This is a genomic window from Streptomyces sp. NPDC004838 (assembly GCF_053600955.1).
Genome location: NZ_JBSGAW010000007.1, coordinates 248,351 through 269,626 on the forward strand (window position 1 = coordinate 248,351; position 21,276 = coordinate 269,626).

Below are 21,276 nucleotides of genomic sequence, written 5' to 3' on the forward strand. Positions count from 1 at the left end.
GGCACGTCATGCTGCTGCGCGGCCTAGACATTCCCAGTCCCCGGTCGCGTCGAGAGCTTGATGTGAGGCTGTCCCCATGTTCGATCCAGTCATAGCGCCGAGCGGTACGCTGCTCGGCCTGCTGCAGCGGGGCCGCGGCGACGGCACCCTGCACGCGCTGGCAGCGCCACGCGCGGAAGCACTCGCCGTACTGAACCACTGCGTCCTGAACGACCCCCGTCACGACTGGCAGGTCGAGAACCGCTCCCTCTACTACGCCCGCCTCTACCTGGATCTCCGCGGCGGTCTGGAGGAGATCGAACGGCACCTGTTCGACACCGACGACCACCTCGACACCGACGAGGCCCGGACCGGCCTCGCGCTGGCGGTGCTCGGCCACCTGGCCGCGTACGGCAGACAGGACGCCCTGGTGATCCTGCGCCGCTACGCCGCCGGCGGCTCCAACTGGGCGTGGGCACTGGACGAGCTGGCGCTCCGCGACGACGACGCCGGTCTGCGCTCGCTCGCCGCATCCGTACTCGCCAGATTCCCGGCCACCCCGGAAGGCGAGGCGGACCTGGCCGCGACCGTACGGGACGCCTTCGAGCCACGGCCGTGGCGGCTGTGGGCCGACGACCCGCGCGAGACGGTCGGCGCCCGGGTGCGCGCCGCACGGGAAGCCGGCTCCTTCGACCGCTGGCAGCGGCAGATGCGGCCGACCGGGCCACGCCCCGGCTGGAGCGTCCAGGCCGTCTTCGACTGGGCCGACCAGGGCGTCGAGCGGGGCACGGCACTCCATGTGCCCGCCGCCCGCTGCCTGTCCGCGGTCGCCGGCGAGCACGACCGGCCGGCCATCGTGGCCGCCGCACGCGCGGGGAACGACGGCGCGCGCTGCGCCGCCCTGCACTATCTCGCCGAGTCGCGTGACCCCGTCGTCCTCGATCTGATCGAGGAAGCCGTCTCCATGGGCACCCGGACCGTCGCCGACGCGGCGATCTCCGCTTTCGAACGGATGTGCGGCGATGAGGCCGTCGACCGCGCCCGCGGCTGGGTGCACCGGCCCGACGCGCTCGGCGCGTCCGCGGCCGGGGTGCTCGCCTGCCGGGGCACGGCGAATGACGCCCATCTCGTGCTCGGGGCCCTCCGCGAGACCGTCCGGTCCGACGGGCCGGACGCACCGCTCCTGTGGACACTCGTGGACGGGACCGGCCGCCTCGGGATCGCCTGTGCCGCGCCCGTACTGCGCCATGTGTACCGGGAGACCGCCTCGTCCCAGCTGAGAGGCCGGGCGGCCCGCGCGCTGGCCGCCGCCGACGCCTCCTTCGCCACCGGATTCGCCGTCGAGTGCCTGTGGGACTGCGAGGAGACCACCAGAGAGGTGGCCGCGCTGCACGCCGAGACCGGTGATGTGCGGGTCGCCGAACGCCTGCGCCGACTGGCCGCGGACCCGGCCGAGGAGGCCGAGGTGCAGACGGCGGTACGCAGCAGGATGGGCCCGGACATGCCGGCCGTCTGACGCGGGGAACCCCCTCATCCCCGCGCCGGACGGCGCGGCAGCAACGGCCCGCGAGCCCGGATGTGTCCGGTGCCCCCTGCCCGGGGTGCCGGATTACCTCGGGTGCCGGACGCGCCGGGAGGCGGACGCGTGCCGGGCGCGCCGGTGATGGGCCCGTGCGGATCGGCGGCGCGGCCCTCTGCCGTTGGCGCCGGACCTGCCCCGGACAGACCTCCGGGTGGCCGGTCTCGGTGCTCGCTCACCGAAGGCGTCGGCGGGCCGCCGGGACGTGCCGGGGGCGGAAGGCGGAGCCGGGCCGCCCCGGCCCCACATGACCCGCTCCGGGCCGTGCCCGGAGCGGCCGGAATCCACCTGGACCACGCCGGTCGCCGCCCGTCCTCTGCCTCGTCGCGGGAGGCCGCGACCGAAGGCACACGCGCCACGGTCGCGGTGCCACGGGCGTCCGGGGCCCGTCACCACGCCGCGCGCGGGGTGCGTTGATCTGGGGCGTAGGGGCGTAGGGGCGTAGGGGCGGACGGTCGGCTGCCGGGACCTTGAGGGGCTCCGCTGCCGCAGATGAGGGCGGCACGCCCTCGCTCGGGCCGGGGATCACCGCGCCGCCGCGGTACGCGCGGAATCCGGCGACCGACATCCGGACCGCCGCGCGGACCTCGCCCCGCGCACCCCCCCGGCCCACCGCGCCGGACACGGGCGCGGACGCGTTCGTCACCGGGCCACCGGACGTTCCGCTTGCCAGAATGGCGTCATGAGCGGGCGCTGGGAGTTCTGGATCGACCGTGGCGGAACCTTCACCGACATCGTGGGCAGACGCCCCGACGGGCGGCTCGTCACCCGCAAGCTGCTCTCCCACCATCCCGAGCGCTACCGTGACGCCGCCGTCGCCGGAATCCGCCTTCTCCTCGGCCTCGGCCCGGACGAGCCCGTACCGGCCCACCGGGTCGACAGCGTGAAGATGGGCACGACCGTCGCCACGAACGCCCTGCTGGAGCGGCGCGGCGAACCGACCGTACTCGTCATCACCGAGGGCTTCCGGGACGCCCTCCGGATCGCGTACCAGAACCGCCCCCGCATCTTCGACCGACGGATCGTGCTCCCCGAAGCGGTGTACGAGCGGGTGGTCGAGGTCCCCGAACGCGTCGACGCCCACGGCACCGTCGTCCGGCCGCTCGATCTGCCCGCCGTCACCGAACGGCTCGCACAGGCCCGCGCCGACGGCTACCGCAGCGCAGCCGTCGTCCTCATGCACGGCTACCGCCATCCGGGTCACGAGACCCGGATCGCCGAGGCCGCCCGCCGTCTCGGCTTCACCCAGGTCAGCTGCTCCCACGAGGTCAGCCCGCTGATCAAACTGGTTCCGCGCGGGGACACCACCGTCGTGGACGCCTATCTCTCGCCCATTCTGCGGCGGTACGTCGACGAGGTCGCGGCCGAACTCCGGGGCATCCGCCTGATGTTCATGCAGTCCAACGGCGGGCTCCGCGAGGCCGCTCACTTCCGTGGCAAGGACGCCGTGCTCTCCGGCCCGGCCGGCGGCGTCGTCGGTATGGCCCGGACCGCCGGACGGGCCGGATTCGGGCGGGTCATCGGCTTCGACATGGGCGGCACCTCGACCGATGTCTCGCACTACGCGGGCGAGTTCGAACGCGAACTGGGCACACAGGTCGCCGGAGTGCGGATGCGCGCGCCCATGATGAACATCCACACCGTCGCCGCGGGCGGCGGCTCCGTGCTCCACTTCGACGGCCGCCGCTACCGCGTGGGCCCCGACTCGGCCGGGGCCGACCCCGGCCCCGCCTGCTACCGCCGTGGCGGCCCGCTCACCGTCACCGACGCCAATGTGATGCTCGGCCGCGTCCAGCCCGCGTACTTCCCCGCGGTCTTCGGCCCCGACGGCGATCAGCCGCTCGACGACGGGATCGTCCGCGCGCGGTTCACCGAACTCGCCGACCGCGTACGGGAGGAGACCGGAGACCGGCGCACCCCGGAGGAGGTCGCCGCGGGCTTCCTGGAGATCGCCGTGCTCAACATGGCGAACGCGGTCAAGAAGATCTCCGTGCAGCGCGGCCACGACATCACCCGCTACGCCCTCAACTCCTTCGGCGGCGCGGGCGGCCAGCACGCGTGCGCGGTCGCCGACGAACTCGGCGTCAACACCGTCATCGTCCCGCCGCTGGCCGGGGTGCTCTCCGCGTACGGCATCGGCCTCGCCGACGCGACCGCCATGCGGGAGCGGTCCGTCGAGGCGGAACTGAGCCGGGAGACCGCCGACAGGGTACGCGCGCTCTGCGGCGAAGTGGCCGACCGCACCCGCGCCGAACTCCGCTCCGACAACATCCCGGACGCGTCGATCACCACCCACGCGCGCGTGCTCCTGCGGTACGCGGGCACGGACGCGAGCCTCCCCGTACCGCTGGCCACGGCCGCCGCCATGAAGGACGGCTTCGAGTCGGCCCACCGCGCCCGGTACGCCTTCACCATGGACAAGCCGCTCGTGGTCGAGGCCGTGACCGTGGAGGCGGTCGGCACGGCCTCGGAACACGGCGCGCAGGTCGGCGAAGAGGCACGGGGACTCGCGGATGACGGGACCGCGGACGAGCACGGCGGCGGTGACACCGAGGGCGGTACCAGCGGCGGCGGGCGCGGCGGCAGCGGTCCAGGTGGCCGTGTAGCCGGCAGCGTTGCAGGCGGCGGTGGCGAGTTCACGCCACGCGCCCGCGTGCCGATGTTCGTGGCCGGCGCACGCCAGGAGGTCCCCCTGTACCGGCGCGGCGATCTGGCGCGAGGCAACGGCGTGGCCGGCCCGGCGATCATCGCCGAGGCCGACGCCACCACTGTCGTCGACTCCGGCTGGCGCGCCGACGCGGGCGACGGCGGGCATCTGCTGCTGACGCGGACCACGGCCCGCGCGAGCAGGGTCGCCGTCGGCACCGAAGTGGACCCGGTCCTTCTGGAGGTCTTCAACAATCTCTTCATGGCCGTCGCCGAGCAGATGGGCGTGCGCCTGGAGAACACCGCGCACTCCGTCAACATCAAGGAACGCCTCGACTTCTCCTGCGCCCTCTTCGACGCCGAGGGCAATCTGATCGCCAACGCGCCCCATATCCCCGTGCACCTCGGCTCGATGGGCGAATCGATCAAGGAGGTCCTGCGCCGCAACGACGGCACGCTCCGGCCGGGTGATGTGTACGCGATCAACGACCCGTACCACGGCGGCACCCATCTGCCCGACGTCACGGTGGTGACCCCCGTCTTCGACGGCGACGAGCTGCGCTTCCTGGTGGCCTCGCGCGGCCACCACGCCGAGATCGGCGGCATCACCCCCGGCTCGATGCCCGCCTTCAGCACCACGATCGACGAGGAGGGCGTGCTGTTCGACAACTGGCTGCTCGTACGGGACGGGCGGCTGCGCGAGGAGGAGACGCGGGAACTGCTGACCGGCGCTCCGTATCCCTCACGCGCTCCCGAGGTCAACATCGCCGATCTGCGCGCCCAGATCGCCGCCAACGAGAAGGGCATCGCCGAACTGCGCGGCATGGTCGACCGGTTCGGCCTCGACGTCGTGCGGGCCTATATGCGGCACGTGCGTGACAACGCCGAGGAATCCGTCCGCCGTATCGTCGCTCGGCTGAGCGACGGCGAGTACCGGTACGAGACCGACAGCGGCGCGGTCGTCCAGGTAACCGTGACCGTGGACCGTACCGAGCGCGGCGCCGTACTCGACTTCACCGGCACCTCGCCCCAGCAGCCCGGCAACGCCAACGCGCCCACCTCCGTGGTGATGGCCGCCGTGCTCTACGTCTTCCGGACCCTGGTCGACGAGGACATCCCCCTCAACAGCGGCTGTCTGGAACCCCTGACGGTCCGGGTGCCGGAGGGCTCCATGCTCGCGCCCGTCCACCCGGCGGCGACCGTCGCGGGCAATGTGGAGACCTCACAGGCCGTCACCGGAGCGCTGTACGCGGCCCTCGGCGTCCAGGCCGAGGGCTCCGGCACCATGAACAATCTGACCTTCGGCAACGACCGGTTCCAGTACTACGAGACGATCGCCAGCGGCTCCGGCGCGGGCGACGGCTTCGACGGAGCGGACGCCGTGCAGACCCATATGACCAACTCCCGCCTCACCGATCCCGAAGTGCTGGAGTGGCGCTTTCCGGTGCGCGTGGACTCCTTCTCCGTACGCGACGGCAGCGGTGGCACGGGACGGTGGCACGGCGGCGCCGGAGTCGTCCGCAGGATCCGCTTCCTGGAGCCGATGACCGTGGCGCTGCTCACCGGCCATCGGCGGATCGCGCCGTACGGGATGGCGGGCGGCGGGACCGGCGCACTCGGCGAGAACCGGGTCGAGCGGGCCGACGGCGGTGTGACGCGCCTGGACGGGACCGACTCGGTGGAGATGGGTGTGGGCGATGTGCTGGTGGTGAGCACACCGGGCGGCGGAGGGTACGGAGCGCCGACACGATAGCCCGCGCCGCGCGCAACCCTTGGCCCCGACGCCCCGACGCCCCGACGCCCCGACGCCCCGACGCCCCGACGCCCCCGCCGTCGTACGGCGCACGGTCGCGCGGCCCGCGCGACGGCCCCGGTGCGCCCGGTGCGCCCGGTGATCCTGGTGTCCCCGGCCTCACCCGGCGCGAGCGCACCGCCCCGACGCCCGCCGCGGCGCTCAACGCACGGCCACGAAGCGCACCGGGGTGCCCGGCGCCGCCTGTGCCGCCGCCGCGAGATCCGCCTGGTCGACCACCGCGATCACCGGGTAGCCGCCGGTGGTGGGATGGTCGGCGAGGAAGACGACAGGGCGGCCGTCCGGCGGCACCTGAACCGCTCCCAGCACCATGCCCTCGCTGGGCAGCTCGCCCGTCAGAGCCCGCTCCAGCGCGGGTCCCTCGGTGCGCAGCCCGATACGGTTGCTCGCCGCCGAGACCCGGTATCCGCCCGAGAGGAGAGCGCGCGGAGCGGCCTCGGTGAACCAGTCCGCGCGCGGCCCGAACCGTATCCGCAGCACCAGACCCGAAGGCGGCCCCGGCCACGGCACCCCGTCGCCCACCTGGGGGTGCGGTCCTTCCGCTTCCCCGAGCGGCAGCACGGCGCCGTCCGCGAGCGGCGGCGGGCCGAGCCCCGACAGCAGATCGGTGGAGCGGCTGCCGAGCACCGGATCGACCGTGATTCCGCCCGCGAACGCCAGATAGGCGCGTACGCCGTAGGCAGCCCGCCCGGCATCGATGAGCGCGCCGGCGGCGACCCGCACGGGCGCGCCCCACGCCACCGGCCGTCCGTCGACGGTGACAGGGCACGGAGCTCCGCCGACGGCGACGGTCACCGCGTGCCGGGGCCGGACGGCACAGCCGCTCAGCGTCGTCTCCAGGACGGCCGCGCTCTCCGGATTGCCCACCAGGCGGTTGACGAGGCGAGCGGCCGGCCGGTCGAGGGCCCCCGAGCGGGGCACCCCGAGATGGGCGTGACCGGGCCGCCCCAGATCCTGCACGGTGGTCAGCGAGCCGGCCCGTACGACCGCGATGGCCCGGTCCGTCATGAGCACACCGGCACGAAGCGCACCCGCGTCCCCGGAGTGAGCAGCGCGGCGGGCTCACGCGCCGGATCCCACAGTGTCGCGGTGGTGCTGCCGATCAGCTGCCATCCGCCGGGGGAGGAGCGCGGATACACTCCGCTGTACGGTCCGGCGAGCCCGAGCGAACCCGCGGGGACCGAGGTGCGCGGGGTGGACCGGCGCGGCACCGCGTACCGCTCCGGCAGTCCGGTCAGATAGCCGAAGCCGGGAGCGAACCCGCAGAAGGCCACGCGGAATTCCGCCGCCGAATGAAGGGCCACGACCTCGTCCTCGGAGACCTCCCAGAGCGCGGCGACATCCGCCAGATCGGGCCCGTCGTACCGCACGGGCAGATCGATCGTGTCCTCCACGCGCGCGTGGAGGGGCGGAATCTCCCACTCCAGCAGTTGCCGGGCCAGCCGTTCCGGCTCGTCCAGCCCGTCGAGCAGTACGGTCCGGGCGGCCGGCACGATCTCCCGGACCGCCGGGAGGCCGCCTTCGGCGCGACGGCGCAGCAACTCGGCGTGCAGCGCTCCGGCCTCCTCCCCGTCCGCCAGCTCGACGAGCAGAGCCCGGTCGCCGGCCGGTAGTGCTCTCATACGAACGCCTCCACCCGCACGCCCGCGCTCTCCAGCCCCCGGCGCACCTGGCGCGCCAGGGCCACGGCCCCCTCGGTGTCGCCGTGCACACACAGGGACCGGGGGCGCACCGGCACCGGTCTGCCGCAGCGCGAGGTGACCACCCCGAACCGGGCCATGCTGACGGACCGTTCGACGACCGTGGCCGGATCCGTGAGCACGGCCCCCTCCTGACCGCGCGGCACCAGGACCCCGTCCGGGGTGTACGCGCGGTCCGCGAACGCCTCGGTGATCACCGGCAGTCCCGCCTTCTCCGCGATGGCGTGCAGCTTCGAGCCGGGCAGCCCCAGCAGCGGGAGCCGCTCGCCCGACATCAGCACACCGTCGACGACGGCCGCCGCCTGCTCCTCGTCCCGCACCACCCGGTTGTAGAGCGCGCCGTGCGGCTTGACGTACGAGACGCGGGAACCGGCCGCCCTGGCGAAGATCTCCAACGCCCCGATCTGGTAGGCGATCTCGGCCGCCAGCTCATCGGGCGGCACGTCCATGGGCCGCCGCCCGAAGCCCGCGAGATCGCGGTAGGAGACCTGCGCGCCTATCCGGACCGACCGTTCGGCCGCGAGCCGGCAGACCCGGCGCATGGTGGGCGGGTCCCCCGCGTGGAAGCCGCAGGCCACATTGGCGCTGGTGACGACGGACAGCAACTGTTCGTCGTCGGTCAGCCGCCAGCGACCGAAGCCCTCTCCGAGGTCGGCGTTGAGATCGATGGACGCCCAGGTCATGAAACCCTCCTGTTCACAGCAGCTCTAGGCCCCGGGTTCTCGGGCAGACCGAGCAGCGCGAGGACAGCGAGACGGTAGCCGACGACTCCGAGCACGGCTGCGCCGCCCACGCCACAGCCGCGGGACCGGAATCCCCGATTTCGCCCTGACGCCCGCCGCGCACCGCCGGCCGGAACACGCCCACCGCCCGGCAGCCATCCCGGGGCCCCGACCGGTGACGCCTCCTACGGCCGCCGCTCCCCGGCGGTGCCGCGTATGGCCGACGGCTACCGCCCGCCGGAGCGAAGGCGGGGGGCGTGTCGCTCGGCGAGGGCGGAGCGGGTGGTGAGGGCGGCGGTGCCGCGCGAGCGCCCGGTCGCCGGACAGGCCCCCGACGGGCCCGGAACGGCCGGCCCGCCGAGCCCGATCCGATCCGAGCTTGATCTGAGCTTGATCCGGGCCCGATTTGATCTGATCCGGGCCTGATCCGATCCGGACCCGATCTCATTCGCGCCGATCCGAGGACGGGCGCGAATGAGCGCGCGGGCCCTCAACCCCCGGTGGAGCCGCCCCGCATCAGAGCGACCGGCACGGCGACCCGGGGCCTCGCCGCGGAACCGGCCGGGGTCGCTTCTGCGCCGTTTCGGCCGTTGTCAGTGCGAGGACCTAATCTGTGCCATGTGACTTCGCCTGCCTCGACGGAACGTGTTCCGCCCCAGCTCAGCGCGGGGCCGCGGCCCGCGCAGGGCCCGGCCGCCGACGAAGGGCTCGCGCGGCGGCTCCGCGCGCTCGCCTGCACCGCGCCGCTGCACGACCTGGACGCCCGGAAGGCGAACCTCGCGGGCGAGTACACGGTGTACGCGATGGCCGAAGTCGCCCTCGCCGCCATCGACCTCGTCACCCTGAACATGGACTTCGACACCGGTGCCGACCACGACCAGATAGTGGCCAGGCTCCTGCCCAGAATCGCCGCCCAGGCCCCCCGGCGCCCCGCCGCCGAGCACGAGCGCGTCGCCCGCTGGGTGCTGGAGAACCTGATCAACGTGGGCAGCGTGGACCGCGGTTTCCGCGCGGTGTACGGAACCTTCGGCCCGGACGGCGTCTACACCCGCCGCGACTACGACTTCAAACTCATCGAGGAAGTCCCCGGTTACGGCGGCAGCGTCTACCTCCGTACGACCGACGAAGCGGTCAACGTCCTGGTGGGCGCGCTCGACACCGACGTCACCAGCGCGCAGATCGCGGCCGAGGTCAAGCTGGAGGTCCTGATCAGCCGCGGCCGGCTCGCCGACGCCCAGCTCGCCGCCGAACAGGCCCGCTACCGCACGGTGCAGTACGCGGAGACACTCCGCCGGACCCTGGACGCGACCCGGCGCAACGTCCGCGCGGTGGACTGGCTGAACGCGGTGCCCGATCTGATCGCCGAGGCGCTCGACCATGTCGCCGACCGCTACCGCCACGAGAACGCGATCCTCACCAACATCCGCAAGGCCCGCGACGAGGCCGAGGACCCCGAGCACAAGCGCCGCGCCGCCGAACTGGTCGACATCGTCAAGGACTGCATCCGCCGCCACACCCAACTCCAGTCCCGCCTCCTGGAAGCCGGGCCGCTCTTCCGCGCGGAACAGGACCGCCAGGCGTTCGCCCGACCCGCCGCCCGCACCGGCCTCGACCTCTACGGGCAGCTCGTCGCGCCGCTGCTCCCGCTCCCGCTGGAGTCCGCGATCCGCGTCACCGACGCGTTCTTCGCCGACGGCACCGGCCTGCGCACGCCCTCGTCCGTCCGCGTCGGCGATCTGATCGACCTGCTCCTGACCCCGCCCATGGAGCGCGAACACCTGGGCGCGGAGATGCCCGAGCCCGATCTCATCGCCACGCCCGACGACAGCCGTTTCACCGAGAGGCAGCTGGCGAGCGCCATGGAACTCCTCGATCTGGAGCACGACGCGCCCCGCCGCCTCTCCGGCCTCCTCGCCGAGGCCCGCGACCGCGACCCGGAACTGCCCTATCTGGTGGCCCTCCTCGCCGTCCACGCGGCGAGCCCTCCGGTCGGCACGGCCTACCGCCAGGGCGAGGAGCGCCTCCTCTTCGCCGTCGACGACGGCACGGAATTGGACGACCCCGAATTCGGCGGCGCGGACCTGATCGTGGGCACAGCACTTCTGGACGCCGCGGGCATGGCCGCCGACCGTACGGAGGCGGCATGACCCCCGCCCACCCACCCCGCTCCGAAAGCCGGAACCGGAGGCGCGATCTGACGTCTAGCGCGGTCGCACCCCGCCAGCCGGCCCGCCCCGAACCCTCCTCGGGGATCCGCGTCGAACCGCCCCCGGGAAGAGCCCGTCACCCGTGCGACATCCCCGACCACCCCGCGGCGGCCCGCCCGCGCACCCGCCCCGAGGAGACCTTCCGATGAGCGACCACCCCCACACCACCCCCACCGACGCGTGGCGTGACACCGACGCCGGGGAACAGCCACCCGCCCCGCCCGCCGCCGTCACCCCCGCCGACGCCGCGGACGCCGCGCGGCTCGTCTCCTTCGGTCTCCAGCCCAAGCTGGTCCCGGCGCGCGACGCGGAGTACGCCGACCTGCTGCGCCGCTACCGCGAGGACACCGCCTTCGCCCGGCTGGCCGACGCCGTCGCCACCGGCCTCGGACTCGTCGTCCTGGAGGTGTCCACCCGCGCCGGCATGGCCCTCACCGCGGGCGAGGACTCGGTGTTCGCCGTCCGTATGGGCGACTACGCCCGCCGCGCCTCGGCCGACTCCGCGGACCGTTTCCTCCATGGCCTCGCCCATCTCGCCGTCGCCGCGATGGCGTTCCCGCGCCCGGAGGACCTCGCCGACGACGCGTACATCGGCCGTTTCACCGTCAACGGTGTCGACGCCTTCGTACGCCAGGCATGCGCCCGCCTCGAAGAGCGCGCCGACGAACAGGGCGAGAACACCGACCCCGCTACCGACGCCCCCGGCCTGGAGGCCGCCTGGCGGATCTACGCCAGGCGCAGCGCCACCGGGGCCACCAAGGACGCGCGCCGACTCGCCGGTTCCACCACCGGAATCGTCGGCAAGGCCGTCGCCTTCCTCACCGACTCCGGGTTCCTCCAGCGGACCGGCGACGACGCGGGCGGCGCGTACCGCACCACCGCCCGCTACCAACTACAGGTACGCGACATGGCGGGCAGCGCCGCCATGGCCGAACTGCTCGAACTCGGCGTCGTCCCCGTCACCGACGGCAGCGCCACCCTCCTGCCCCCGCCCGACCCGGACGACCTCGACCTCGCGGCCGACGCGGGACTGCCCTTCCACACCTGACACACGCTCCCGTCCCCGTCCCCGCCGTCCCGAGCCGCACAAACCCCCATCCGCCCTGCCGACCACGAGAGTCCGCCGCCATGTACGAGCTGTCCCGCGTTCGCCTCTACTCCATCGGGCCCGCCGGTGCGCGCTACGCCGACACCGTGCTGGACCTGCGCGGAGTCGGCGAGCCGGTGCCCCACCCCGCGCCCACCCAGGCGGAGTTCTTCGAGGAGGAACCGACCGGCCCACCGCGCCGCCCCGCACCCGCCGGCGTGCTCTTCCTGGAGAACGGCGGCGGAAAGTCCGTCCTGCTCAAGCTCATCTTCTCCGTGATGCTGCCCGGCCACCGCAACACCCTCGGCGGCGCCAGCTCCGGAGTGCTGCGCAAGTTCCTGCTCGCCGACGACTGCGGACACGTCGCACTGGAGTGGCAGCACACCCTCACCGGCGAACTGATCGTCGTCGGCAAGGTCAGCGAGTGGCGCGGTCGCCAGGTCTCCAACGACCCGCGGAAGTTCGCGGAGGCGTGGTACTCCTTCCGGCCGGGTCCGGGGCTCAGCCTCGACTCGCTCCCGGTCGCCGAATCCACCGCCGTACGCCGCACGGCAGAAGGCGCGTCCGGCGCGCAGGGCCGCCGACGTACCATGAAGGGCTTCCGCGACGCGATCACCGAGGCCGGCAAGGCGTATCCGCACCTCGACGTGGGCTGGGAGGAGATCCACGACCGCTGGAACGAGCACCTCGGAGAGCTGGGTCTGGACCCCGAACTCTTCCGCTACCAGCGTGAGATGAACGCCGACGAAGGCGAGGCCGCCGGACTCTTCGCCGTCAAGAAGGACTCCGACTTCACCGATCTGCTGCTGCGAGCCGTCACCGACACGCGCGACACCGACGGTCTCGCGGACCTCGTCAGCGGCTTCGGCAACAAACTCGGCCGCCGCGCCGAACTGACCGCGGAACGCGACTTCACCGCGGGCTCGGCCGAACTGCTCGGCCGTATCGTCGAAGCCGCCGAGATCCGCACCCGCGCCCGTGAGATCCACTCGGCCGCCGAGCGGCGCACCCGCACCCTGGCCCGCAGACTCTCCGCCCGCGCGGCCGACGAGCGAAGCCGCGCCGCCGATCTCGCCGAGCAGGTCACCGCCGCCGCGCACACCGTCACCGAGGCCGAGCGCACCCGGGACCGAGGTGCGCTCATCGCGGCCGAACTGGCCTACCGGCACGCCTCGCTGGCGCTCGCCGTCGCGGAGAAGAGCGCCGCGGCCCAGCGCCGCGAGCTGACCGAAGCACGTACGCTGCACTCCGCCTGGCAGGCGGCCGAGGCCGTGCTGCGCCACCGGGCCGCCGGTGACCGCTCCGCGCGCGTCGCCGCCGCCATCCGCGAGGCCGAACGGGACGCCGCCCCGGCGCTCGCCGCCCGAGGGCGGGCCGCGACCGACCTCGTACGCGCCCTCCACACGGCCGCCGAGGACGGCGAACGGCTCGCGAATGAACAGGAGGAGCGTTCCGCCGCCCTCCTGGAGACGGGCGAGGCGGCGCACCGCGACGCGACCGCCGCCGCGACCGAGGCCCAGCGGGCCCGCAGCGAGATCGGCCATCTGCGCCAGCGGCTGACCGAGGTCGAACAGGAGACCGCCGAAGCGGTACGGGCCGGCTGGCTCGACGACACCGCCCCCGACGCCGACCCGGCACGGGCCGCGCTCGCCGCCAGCGAATCGGAGAAGACCGCGGTCGCGGCCTGGGACGCGGCACGCGAAGCCGGGCGGACGACCGCGGAGCGCGCGAAGGAGGCCGCGGCGGCGGAGGCCCGCGCCGAACTCGCCGCGGCCCGCGCGTCGGACGCGGCGCTCGCCGCGGAGAGCGCCTACGAGGCCGAACGCCGTGCCGCGGACTCGATCGCCGAGGACGACCGTGTCACGGAGCTGCTGAGCCTGCCGCTGCCCGCCGTCGTCCCGGTTCCCGTTCCGTCACCGAGGCGGGGTACGGGGACGGACGCGTCCTCGGACGGCGACGGCGCGGCGGACGACTCGGCGCGGCCCCGCTCACCGGAGGACCCCGAGGAAAACCCCGAGCCCGACCACGGCACGGGCCCCGACCAGGGCCATGACACGGGCCCCGACCGGGGCCACCGCGCAGGCCGGGGCAATCGGACAGACCCCGAAGCGGCCCCCGACAGAGGCACGGACGGACCGGCGGACACAACGCCCGGCCCCGCTGCCCCCGGCCGCGCGGAGGAGCCGTCCCCCGGATCCGCGCGCCGCGCGGGCTCCCCCCTGCGTACCGCCGAAGGTCCCCTCTCCGCCGAGGAACTGGACCGGTACGCCGACGAACTGAGGGAACTTCTCGACCAGTACGTCGCCTCCGCCGAGCGCCGGCTCTTCGACCTGCGCACGGTCGCCGCCGACGACGCCCGGATCCTGGGCGCGCTCGGCGACGGCGGACTGCTGCCGCCCGGCCCGGACGTCCTCGCCACCGTCGAGTACCTCGGTGAGCACGGCATTCCCGCACTCCCCGGCTGGCGCTATCTCGCACAGGCGGTCGACGCCGCCGACCACGCCGCCGTCCTGGCCGCCCGTCCGGAACTGGTCGACGGCGTCGTGATCACCGACCCCGCGTCGCACCACCGCGCCCGCGAAGTCCTGAGCGCCGCCGCCCTGCTGCCCCGGTCCGCGGTCGCCGTCGGCACCGCGGCCGCGCTCCTCGCCCCGGTCCCCGCACCGGGTACTGGAGAGGCGGGCGACGCGGAGGTCTTCCTCGTACCGCCGAACCCCGCCATGCACGACGAGTACGCGGCGGACGAGGAACGGCAGGCACTCCGCGCCCGCACCGCGGCGCGGGACGAGGAGATCCGGACGCTCGCGGCCCGGCTCGCCGCCGACCGCTCCATCGGAGCCCGTCTGGGATCCTGGCGTGCCGACTGTCCGCCCGGCATGCTCGCCGAACTCGCGCGGAACGCGCGGGCGGCCCATGAGGCCGCGGAGGAGGCGCGGGCGGAGCTGGCCGAGGTCCGTACCGCACGAGCCGAAGCGGACGAAGCCGCGGCCGACGCCGCCCGGATCCGTGAGGAGCGCCAGGAGGCGGCCCAGCGCGCGCGGCGCGCCGCCGACGCCCTCGCCGGGCTCGCGTTCCGGCTCCGGGAGCGCGCGGGCTGGCAGGTGAAGCTGCGTGAACTGGCCGACGAGGCCGCCGAGTCCGAGGAGCGCGCCGCGACCTGGCTGGAACGGGCCAAGGCGGCCGATGAGGACCGCAGAGCCGCCGAGCGCGCGGGCGACGACGCACGCCGTACGGCACGGGCCCTGCGCGCCGAGCGGGCGGAGATCGCTGGCGTGCCGGAGGACCCGGCGGACGGCGAAGCGGCCACGCCGGGCGCGGCGTCACCGCGTACGGCGCTGCCCGCTCTGCGCGAGGCGTACCGCGCGGCCTCCCAGCTGTACGAGAAGGTGGGCGTTGGCGCCGACCTCCGTGCCGAACAGGCCCGCGCCGAGAGCGACGAGAGCGCCGCACTCGCCGAGCTGGACCGGCTCACCAACAAGGTCCGCACCCGTGCCGCGGAACTCCTCGAAAGCACCGACGGAGCCGACGGACCCTCGCGCCAGGCGGCGGCGGTCCGCGCGGAATCACTGGTGCAACTGCTGGAGTCGCGCGCCTCGGAGGCGAGCGAGAAGCTCGGCAGGCTCCGTGGCGAGGCCGAGCGTCTGGCTCCCTCCCCCGGCCTTCGGCACGGGGGACCCCACGGCGAGTCCCACACCGACCTCCCCGGCGAACTGGTACCCGCCGACGCCGAGCAGGCCAGAACCATGCTCCGTACGGCCACAGCCGAACTGGCCGCCCGCACAGACGCGCTGGAGACCGCCCGCGACGCCCACACCGGTCTTCTCCTGGCCCACCGGGCGGCCGAGGAGGCGGCGGGCGGCTTCGACGAGACCGCGGCCCTGCTCCGCGATCTGCTGCGGGAACAGCGGGACGAGGACGAGTCGGCGGCGGAGCCCCCCGAGCCGTACCCTGGCGGCCTCGCGGAGGCCCGCGCCTCCGCCGCCGAGGCCCGTCGCTCGCTGCGCGGCTGCGCCACGGACCTGTCCGCCGCCGAATCCGCCGTACGAGAGGCATGCGACGTTCTCGTACGGCACGCCAACTCCACCCGGTACGAGCAGGTGCGCACCCCGGCGCGCCAGCAGATCCGGGAGCTGCCGGCCGCCGCGCTGCCGGAGCACGCGGCGAAGTGGGCCGAGGCGTTCGCGCCCCGGCTGCGCGTTCTGACCGACGAACTGGAGCAGCTGGAGCGCAATCGGGAGACCATCGTCGACCGGCTGCGCGGACTGGTGGAGTCGGCGCTCACCACACTGCGCTCGGCCCAGCGGCTGTCCCGGCTGCCCGAGGGACTGGGGGAGTGGTCCGGCCAGGAGTTCCTGCGGATCCGCTTCGAGGAGCCCGACCAGGCGACCCTCGCCGAACGGCTCGGCGAGGTCATCGACGAGGCCACCCGAGCCGCCGTACGGAAGAACTCGTCGGCGGCGTACGGCGAGAGCCGCCGGGACGGCATGTCCCTGCTGCTGCGAGGGGTCCAGGCCGCCCTCCAGCCGAAGGGCGTCGCCGTCGAGATCCTCAAGCCGGACGCGGTACTGCGCGCCGAGCGCGTCCCCGTAGGACAGATGGGCGACGTCTTCTCGGGCGGTCAGCTCCTCACCGCGGCCATCGCGCTGTACTGCACCATGGCCGCGCTCCGCAGCAACGACCGAGGCCACGACCGGCACCGCCACGCGGGCACCCTGTTCCTCGACAACCCGATCGGCCGCGCGAACGCCACCTACCTCCTGGAACTCCAGCGGGCGGTCTCGGACGCGCTCGGCGTCCAACTGCTCTACACGACCGGACTGTTCGACACCACGGCACTCGCGGAGTTCCCGCTCGTCATCCGACTGCGCAACGACGCCGACCTGCGGGCGGGACTCAAGTACATCAGCGTCGAAGAACATCTGCGCCCCGGCCTGCCCCAGCAGGACCCCTCGGGCGAGACGGTCCACGGGGAGATCACGGCGACCCGCATGTTCAAACGTTCACCGACCGCCCAGGACTCCGTACCGTCGTCCCCGTAGTGCGGTGCCGGCTCTAGGGGATCCGGACAAGCGGTCCTGGATCCCGCAGAGCCGGTGACCCGCGGTCGCCTACCCGCCCCGACCCGCCGCAGACACCGCGAGCCCGGCTGGTGCTGTGGCCGGAGAGGTTTGCCGTGGGCGCGCGGCGTCCGGTGCGGTGCGGCGCAAGGCGGAGGTCCGCGGCTCGTACTCGCCGTACTCGCGCGGTCCGACAACGCGGCGTGGGGGAATCTCCCGGACCGGAGGGCCCAGTATGGGGGTAGCTCCCGGGCCGCAGGGCCCAGGGGGAGCAGGGCGTCGCGGGCCGGTGAACGTTTCCGGTCACAGCACTAGATCCGAAACTAGATCCGAACGAGAGGCCCTACGCCTCCACGCCCGAGAACCCCCCGCGCCGCTCCCGTCGCCGTATGCGAGCGCTCTGACGCGCGGCGGTCCGCGCCGCGCGCCGGGCCCGGCGCCGTTCGCGCCGGAGCCCGCGCGCGCTGCTGCTCGGCTCGGACACCACGCCGTAGCGCTGTCTCCACACCTGACGGGTCACCCAGACGTCCAGCACCGCCCAGGTCGCGACCACCGTGCTGACGACGCTGCTGAGCACCATGGGAAAGGCCAGCCACGACCCGGTGAGAGTGCTCAGAAAGGCGATCATCGCCTGAATCAGCGTCAGCGAGACTATGAGCACGGCGCGGACCGCCGCCCTGCGGACAGGATCCGCCAGGCGCCGCTTCGCTGCGGCCTCCTCCACCCAGATCTGCCGCGAAACCCGCTGGTCGTCCCCTGCCGGCGTCCCGCCACGACGTTCGTCCGTGTCCATGGTCCTCGTCACTCCCCACTCCCCACGTCCCCCATTTTTGTCCCGGCTTCAGGTTGGCTGCCCGGAATCCATCCCTTTACTCCATCACCCCTCGGGGCTCGCACCATCAGCGGGGTGCGACAGCACCGCCCCGCAGGCGGGTTGCGAAGGGACGGGCGATCCCGACAACACGGGCGAGCCGCGCAATACGGCAGGTCCCCAACAGCCCCGTACATAAGGACGAATGGTGAGCCCGGAAGATTCCCGCCGGGCCGTCTTCGGAGCGAGCGATTCCAGCCATCTCCCACCGCCCGGATAGTGACGTGTTCCCGGGTTCAGGTGGACACGCCGGGAATCTCAACACCTTGAATACCGGGACAACTTGTGATCAACGCATCATCAGTAGGCCGAAAAACATCCGGACGTGTCTTCGAGTTGTCACTGTGGCAGTAGTAGGCTCGCGCCGTTTGCTGACGGAGGAACGCCGCCCGCCGGGCGGGTCCAGCAGGGGGAGGCCATGCGCTTTCGCGGGAAGTCCATCCGCCGGAAGATCGTGGCGCTGTTGCTCGTGCCGCTCGTCTCCCTCACGGCGCTCTGGGGATTCACCACCCTGCTGACCGGCCGGGAAGCGGGTGAACTCCTCGATGTCGCATCGATGGTCGAGGACGTCGGCTATCCCGCGGCGGACGTGCTCGACTCGCTCCAGAGGGAGCGCCGTCTGTCCGTCGTCTACCTCGCCGACCGCAGGGCGTCCGGTGCCCTGCCCGAGCTGAGGGAGAGGCGGGCGGCCACGGACAAGGCCGTGGCCCTCATCAGGAAGAGAGCGTCGGCGGCGGAGGCCAGCGGCAAGATGCGCCCCGACGGCCAGCGCCGGCTGACCTCGTTCATCGAAGGATTCGAAGGGCTCGTCACCCTGCGGCGCTCCGTGGAGACCGGCACCGTCACCCGCGCCCACGCACTGGACTTCTACAACAGGATCGTCGACCCCGGCTTCACGTTCCTCGACACCCTTCACGCCATGAGCGACGCGGGAATGGAACGCGAGGGACGCGGACTGGTCGGCCTCTCCCGCGCGGCGGAGATGCTCTCCCGCGAGGACGCGCTGATCGCCTCCGCGCTGACCGCGGGCAAGCTCGGCTCCAAGGAGATCCGTCAGCTCTCCGACCTCGTCGCCAACCGCAAGCTGTACTACCAGATCCATCTCGAAGCGCTGCCCGCCAGAGAACGCGGCATCTACGAGCAGTTCTGGGCCAGCCCCGAGACCGCGCCCCTGCGCGACACCGAGGAACGCCTCATCACCAAGGGCCCGGTCAAGAAGGCGAGCGCCTCCGACGTCCAGGAGTGGCAGTCGGCCGCCACCCCCGTGATCGACGAACTCCGCCGCGAGGCCCAGGCCGCCGACGAGCGCCACCAGGACCGCGTCGACCCCACCGCGTTCGCCGTCTACGTCAAGGCGGGCGTCGCCGGTGTGCTGGGCTTCCTCGCCCTCCTCATCTCGATCATCGTCTCCGTACGCGTCGGCCGCGACCTCGTCCGCGACCTCTCCCGGCTGCGGAAGGAGGCCCACGAGGTCTCCGGCGTACGCCTCCCCAGCGTCATGCGCCGCCTCGCCGCGGGCGAACAGATCGATGTCGAGACCGAGGCGCCGCGCCTGGAGTACGACAAGGACGAGATCGGCCAGGCGGGCCAGGCCCTCAACACCCTCCAGCGCGCGGCCATCGAAGCCGCCGTACGCCAGGCCGAGATGCGGCGCGGGGTCTCCGAGGTCTTCGTCAATCTCGCCCGCCGCAACCAGGTGCTCCTCCACCGCCAGCTCACCCTGCTCGACACCATGGAGCGCCGCACCGAGGACACCGAGGAACTCGCCGACCTCTTCCGGCTCGACCACCTCACCACCCGTATGCGGCGGCATGCCGAGGGCCTGGTGATCCTCTCGGGGGCCGCTCCCTCCCGCCAGTGGCGCAAACCCGTCCAGCTGATGGATGTCGTACGGGCCGCGGTCGCCGAGGTCGAGGACTACGAGCGCGTCGAGGTGCGCCGCCTGCCGCGTATCGGCGTCGGAGGGCCCGCGGTCGCCGACCTCACCCATCTGATCGCCGAACTCCTGGAGAACGCCACCGTGTTCTCGCCGCCGCACACCGGCGTCCAGGTGCACGGCGAACGCGTCGCCAACGGCTTCACCCTCGAGATCCACGACCGCGGGCTCGGCATGGCCCCCGAGCTCCTCCTCGACGCCAACCTCCGCCTCGCCGAGACCCCCGAGTTCGAACTCTCCGACACCGACCGCCTCGGCCTGTTCGTCGTCAGCCGGCTGGCCCAGCGCCAGAATGTACGGGTGTCGCTCCAGCCGTCCCCGTACGGAGGGACCACCGCGGTCGTCTTCATCCCCGCGACACTGCTCACCGACGCCCCGGAGACCGAGGGAACGGGCTTCCGCCTCGACCGCGACGCCGAGAACGCGACGGGACGGCGCGCGGGCGACGGGAAGCTGTCGGCGCTCGCCAAGGGGCCGGGTCGGCTGAACGGCGCGGCATCGCTGCTCGGCGGACCGGTCGAACTGGAGGGCCCGGCCGACCCGCTGGGCTTCAGCGGTGCCGAGACCCTCGGCGGCGGCCGTGGCTCCGCCGATCGACGGGACTCCCGCACCGGACCGCTCGGCGGTCCCGTGGGCGGTCCGCTGGGCAGGCCCCCAGGCGGCGGCAACCCCTTCGCCGACATCGAGGAGACCGAGAGCGAACGCGGCGGCATCTTCCGGGCCAGGACCCGCGACCGCCGTCGCCCGGCTCCGGAGGAACAGCACCAACAGGCGCTGGACCCCGCGCCCGAACGGATAGCAGGAGCCGTGCCGCTGCCCCGTCGTACCAAGCCACCCACCCTGGTGACCGACCACGGACGCCGGGTGGACGAGCCGGGCCGTACCCACCCCACCCCGGCCCCGGACCCCACACGCACACCCGAAGCCGGTGACGTGCCCACCCCGCCCGCCCTCCTCAACGGGCTGCCCCGGCGTGTCCGCCAGGCCAGCCTCGCCCCCCAGCTCAGAGCGGACACGGACACACCCGGCAACCCCGGCGGACACACGGATCAGGACCTCGAACGCGACGCGGACGAGGTACGCAGCCGCATGGCGTCCATGCAACGAGGCTGGCAGCGGGGCCGCCTCCAGAACGCGGGCGGCGCCGTTGACGCCGACCGCACCACCGGGACAGACACCGGCACCGGCCGGACCGCACCACGAACGACATCGGAGGGGGACGGTCGATGACCGCACCGCATGCCGCAGCAAACGCACTCGGCGGACGCCCGGTCGCCCAGGGCTCCGGCACACTCAACTGGCTGCTCGACGAACTGGTGGGCCGCGTCGGCAGCATCCGCAAGGCCCTCGTGCTCTCCAGCGACGGTCTCGCGACCGGCACCTCGCAGGAGCTCACCCGTGAGGACAGCGAGCATCTCGCCGCCGTCGCCTCCGGGTTCCACAGCCTGGCCAAGGGCGTCGGCCGCCACTTCGACGTGGGCAAGGTCCGCCAGACCGTGGTGGAACTGGACGAGGCGTTCCTCTTCGTGACCGCGGCCGGTGACGGCAGCTGTCTCGCCGTTCTCGCCGACGCCGACTCCGACGTCGGCCAGGTCGCCTACGAGATGACGCTCATGGTCAAGCGGGTAGGAGTCCACCTCGCCACCGCGCCCCGGACCGGTCATGCCGCCGGAGGGTGA

General features: G+C 73.4%; 11 protein-coding genes. 7 read left to right on the forward strand and 4 right to left on the reverse strand.

Annotated features, from left to right (window positions below; genetic code table 11):
• Positions 1–76 precede the first annotated feature (76 nt).
• Both ACWEFL_RS11225 and ACWEFL_RS11230 read left to right on the forward strand, forming a co-directional pair.
• The gene (locus ACWEFL_RS11225) at positions 77–1,495 is read left to right on the forward strand and encodes a HEAT repeat domain-containing protein (protein ID WP_451710391.1); all 1,419 of its coding nucleotides are present in this window, start codon (positions 77–79) and stop codon (positions 1,493–1,495) included.
• Positions 1,496–2,240: 745 nt separating this feature from the next.
• Complete coding sequence (locus ACWEFL_RS11230) at positions 2,241–5,957, forward strand: hydantoinase B/oxoprolinase family protein (RefSeq protein ID WP_451710393.1); 3,717 nt, start codon at positions 2,241–2,243, stop codon at positions 5,955–5,957.
• A gap of 201 nt (positions 5,958–6,158) precedes the next feature.
• Here the strand turns inward: ACWEFL_RS11230 and ACWEFL_RS11235 are convergent, their stop codons facing one another.
• From ACWEFL_RS11235 to ACWEFL_RS11245, 3 genes are read right to left on the reverse strand one after another with little or no spacing between them, the layout of a single operon-like run.
• Entirely contained in the window at positions 6,159–7,025 is an 867-nt protein-coding gene (locus tag ACWEFL_RS11235) for a 5-oxoprolinase subunit C family protein (protein ID WP_451710395.1), read from the reverse strand.
• Entirely contained in the window at positions 7,022–7,639 is a 618-nt protein-coding gene (gene pxpB / locus ACWEFL_RS11240; RefSeq protein ID WP_451710397.1) for a 5-oxoprolinase subunit PxpB, read from the reverse strand. Before pxpB ends, ACWEFL_RS11235 begins: the two co-directional genes overlap by 4 nt.
• Positions 7,636–8,400 (reverse strand): LamB/YcsF family protein, encoded by a 765-nt coding sequence (locus ACWEFL_RS11245; RefSeq protein WP_451710399.1) that lies wholly within the window; start codon positions 8,398–8,400, stop codon positions 7,636–7,638. The genes pxpB and ACWEFL_RS11245 overlap by 4 nt, the downstream gene beginning before the upstream one ends.
• A gap of 659 nt (positions 8,401–9,059) precedes the next feature.
• Between ACWEFL_RS11245 and ACWEFL_RS11250 the strand changes: the two genes are divergently transcribed.
• The 3 genes from ACWEFL_RS11250 to ACWEFL_RS11260 all read left to right on the forward strand — a co-directional run bounded on the left by ACWEFL_RS11250 (position 9,060) and on the right by ACWEFL_RS11260 (position 16,772).
• Positions 9,060–10,586 carry a hypothetical protein gene (locus ACWEFL_RS11250; protein ID WP_451710401.1) on the forward strand — a complete coding sequence of 509 codons (1,527 nt, stop codon included), beginning with the start codon at positions 9,060–9,062 and terminating at the stop codon, positions 10,584–10,586.
• Positions 10,587–10,791: 205 nt separating this feature from the next.
• Positions 10,792–11,694: a hypothetical protein gene (locus tag ACWEFL_RS11255; RefSeq protein ID WP_451710403.1), complete on the forward strand. Its 903-nt coding sequence runs from the start codon at positions 10,792–10,794 to the stop codon at positions 11,692–11,694.
• An 80-nt stretch (positions 11,695–11,774) separates the two neighbouring features.
• The gene (locus ACWEFL_RS11260) at positions 11,775–16,772 is read left to right on the forward strand and encodes a hypothetical protein (RefSeq protein ID WP_451710405.1); all 4,998 of its coding nucleotides are present in this window, start codon (positions 11,775–11,777) and stop codon (positions 16,770–16,772) included.
• A 361-nt stretch (positions 16,773–17,133) separates the two neighbouring features.
• Here the strand turns inward: ACWEFL_RS11260 and ACWEFL_RS11265 are convergent, their stop codons facing one another.
• A complete protein-coding gene (locus ACWEFL_RS11265; protein WP_451710406.1) occupies positions 17,134–17,583 on the reverse strand; it encodes a hypothetical protein in 450 nt (149 codons plus the stop codon).
• Positions 17,584–18,079: 496 nt separating this feature from the next.
• Here ACWEFL_RS11265 and ACWEFL_RS11270 point away from each other — a divergent pair, with 496 nt between their 5' ends.
• Both ACWEFL_RS11270 and ACWEFL_RS11275 read left to right on the forward strand, forming a co-directional pair.
• Positions 18,080–20,827 (forward strand): sensor histidine kinase, encoded by a 2,748-nt coding sequence (locus ACWEFL_RS11270; protein WP_451710408.1) that lies wholly within the window; start codon positions 18,080–18,082, stop codon positions 20,825–20,827.
• The gene (locus ACWEFL_RS11275) at positions 20,824–21,276 is read left to right on the forward strand and encodes a roadblock/LC7 domain-containing protein (protein ID WP_451710410.1); all 453 of its coding nucleotides are present in this window, start codon (positions 20,824–20,826) and stop codon (positions 21,274–21,276) included. Before ACWEFL_RS11270 ends, ACWEFL_RS11275 begins: the two co-directional genes overlap by 4 nt.

Bases quoted from the DNA above. Each gene is read 5' to 3' on its own strand.
- ACWEFL_RS11225 (WP_451710391.1), top strand. From the start codon at position 77: ATGTTCGATCCAGTCATAGCGCCGAGCGGTACGCTGCTCGGCCTGCTG.
- ACWEFL_RS11230 (WP_451710393.1), top strand. From the start codon at position 2,241: ATGAGCGGGCGCTGGGAGTTCTGGATCGACCGTGGCGGAACCTTCACC.
- ACWEFL_RS11235 (WP_451710395.1), bottom strand. From the start codon at position 7,025: ATGACGGACCGGGCCATCGCGGTCGTACGGGCCGGCTCGCTGACCACC.
- pxpB (WP_451710397.1), bottom strand. From the start codon at position 7,639: ATGAGAGCACTACCGGCCGGCGACCGGGCTCTGCTCGTCGAGCTGGCG.
- ACWEFL_RS11245 (WP_451710399.1), bottom strand. From the start codon at position 8,400: ATGACCTGGGCGTCCATCGATCTCAACGCCGACCTCGGAGAGGGCTTC.
- ACWEFL_RS11255 (WP_451710403.1), top strand. From the start codon at position 10,792: ATGAGCGACCACCCCCACACCACCCCCACCGACGCGTGGCGTGACACC.
- ACWEFL_RS11260 (WP_451710405.1), top strand. From the start codon at position 11,775: ATGTACGAGCTGTCCCGCGTTCGCCTCTACTCCATCGGGCCCGCCGGT.
- ACWEFL_RS11265 (WP_451710406.1), bottom strand. From the start codon at position 17,583: ATGGACACGGACGAACGTCGTGGCGGGACGCCGGCAGGGGACGACCAG.
- ACWEFL_RS11270 (WP_451710408.1), top strand. From the start codon at position 18,080: ATGCGCTTTCGCGGGAAGTCCATCCGCCGGAAGATCGTGGCGCTGTTG.
- ACWEFL_RS11275 (WP_451710410.1), top strand. From the start codon at position 20,824: ATGACCGCACCGCATGCCGCAGCAAACGCACTCGGCGGACGCCCGGTC.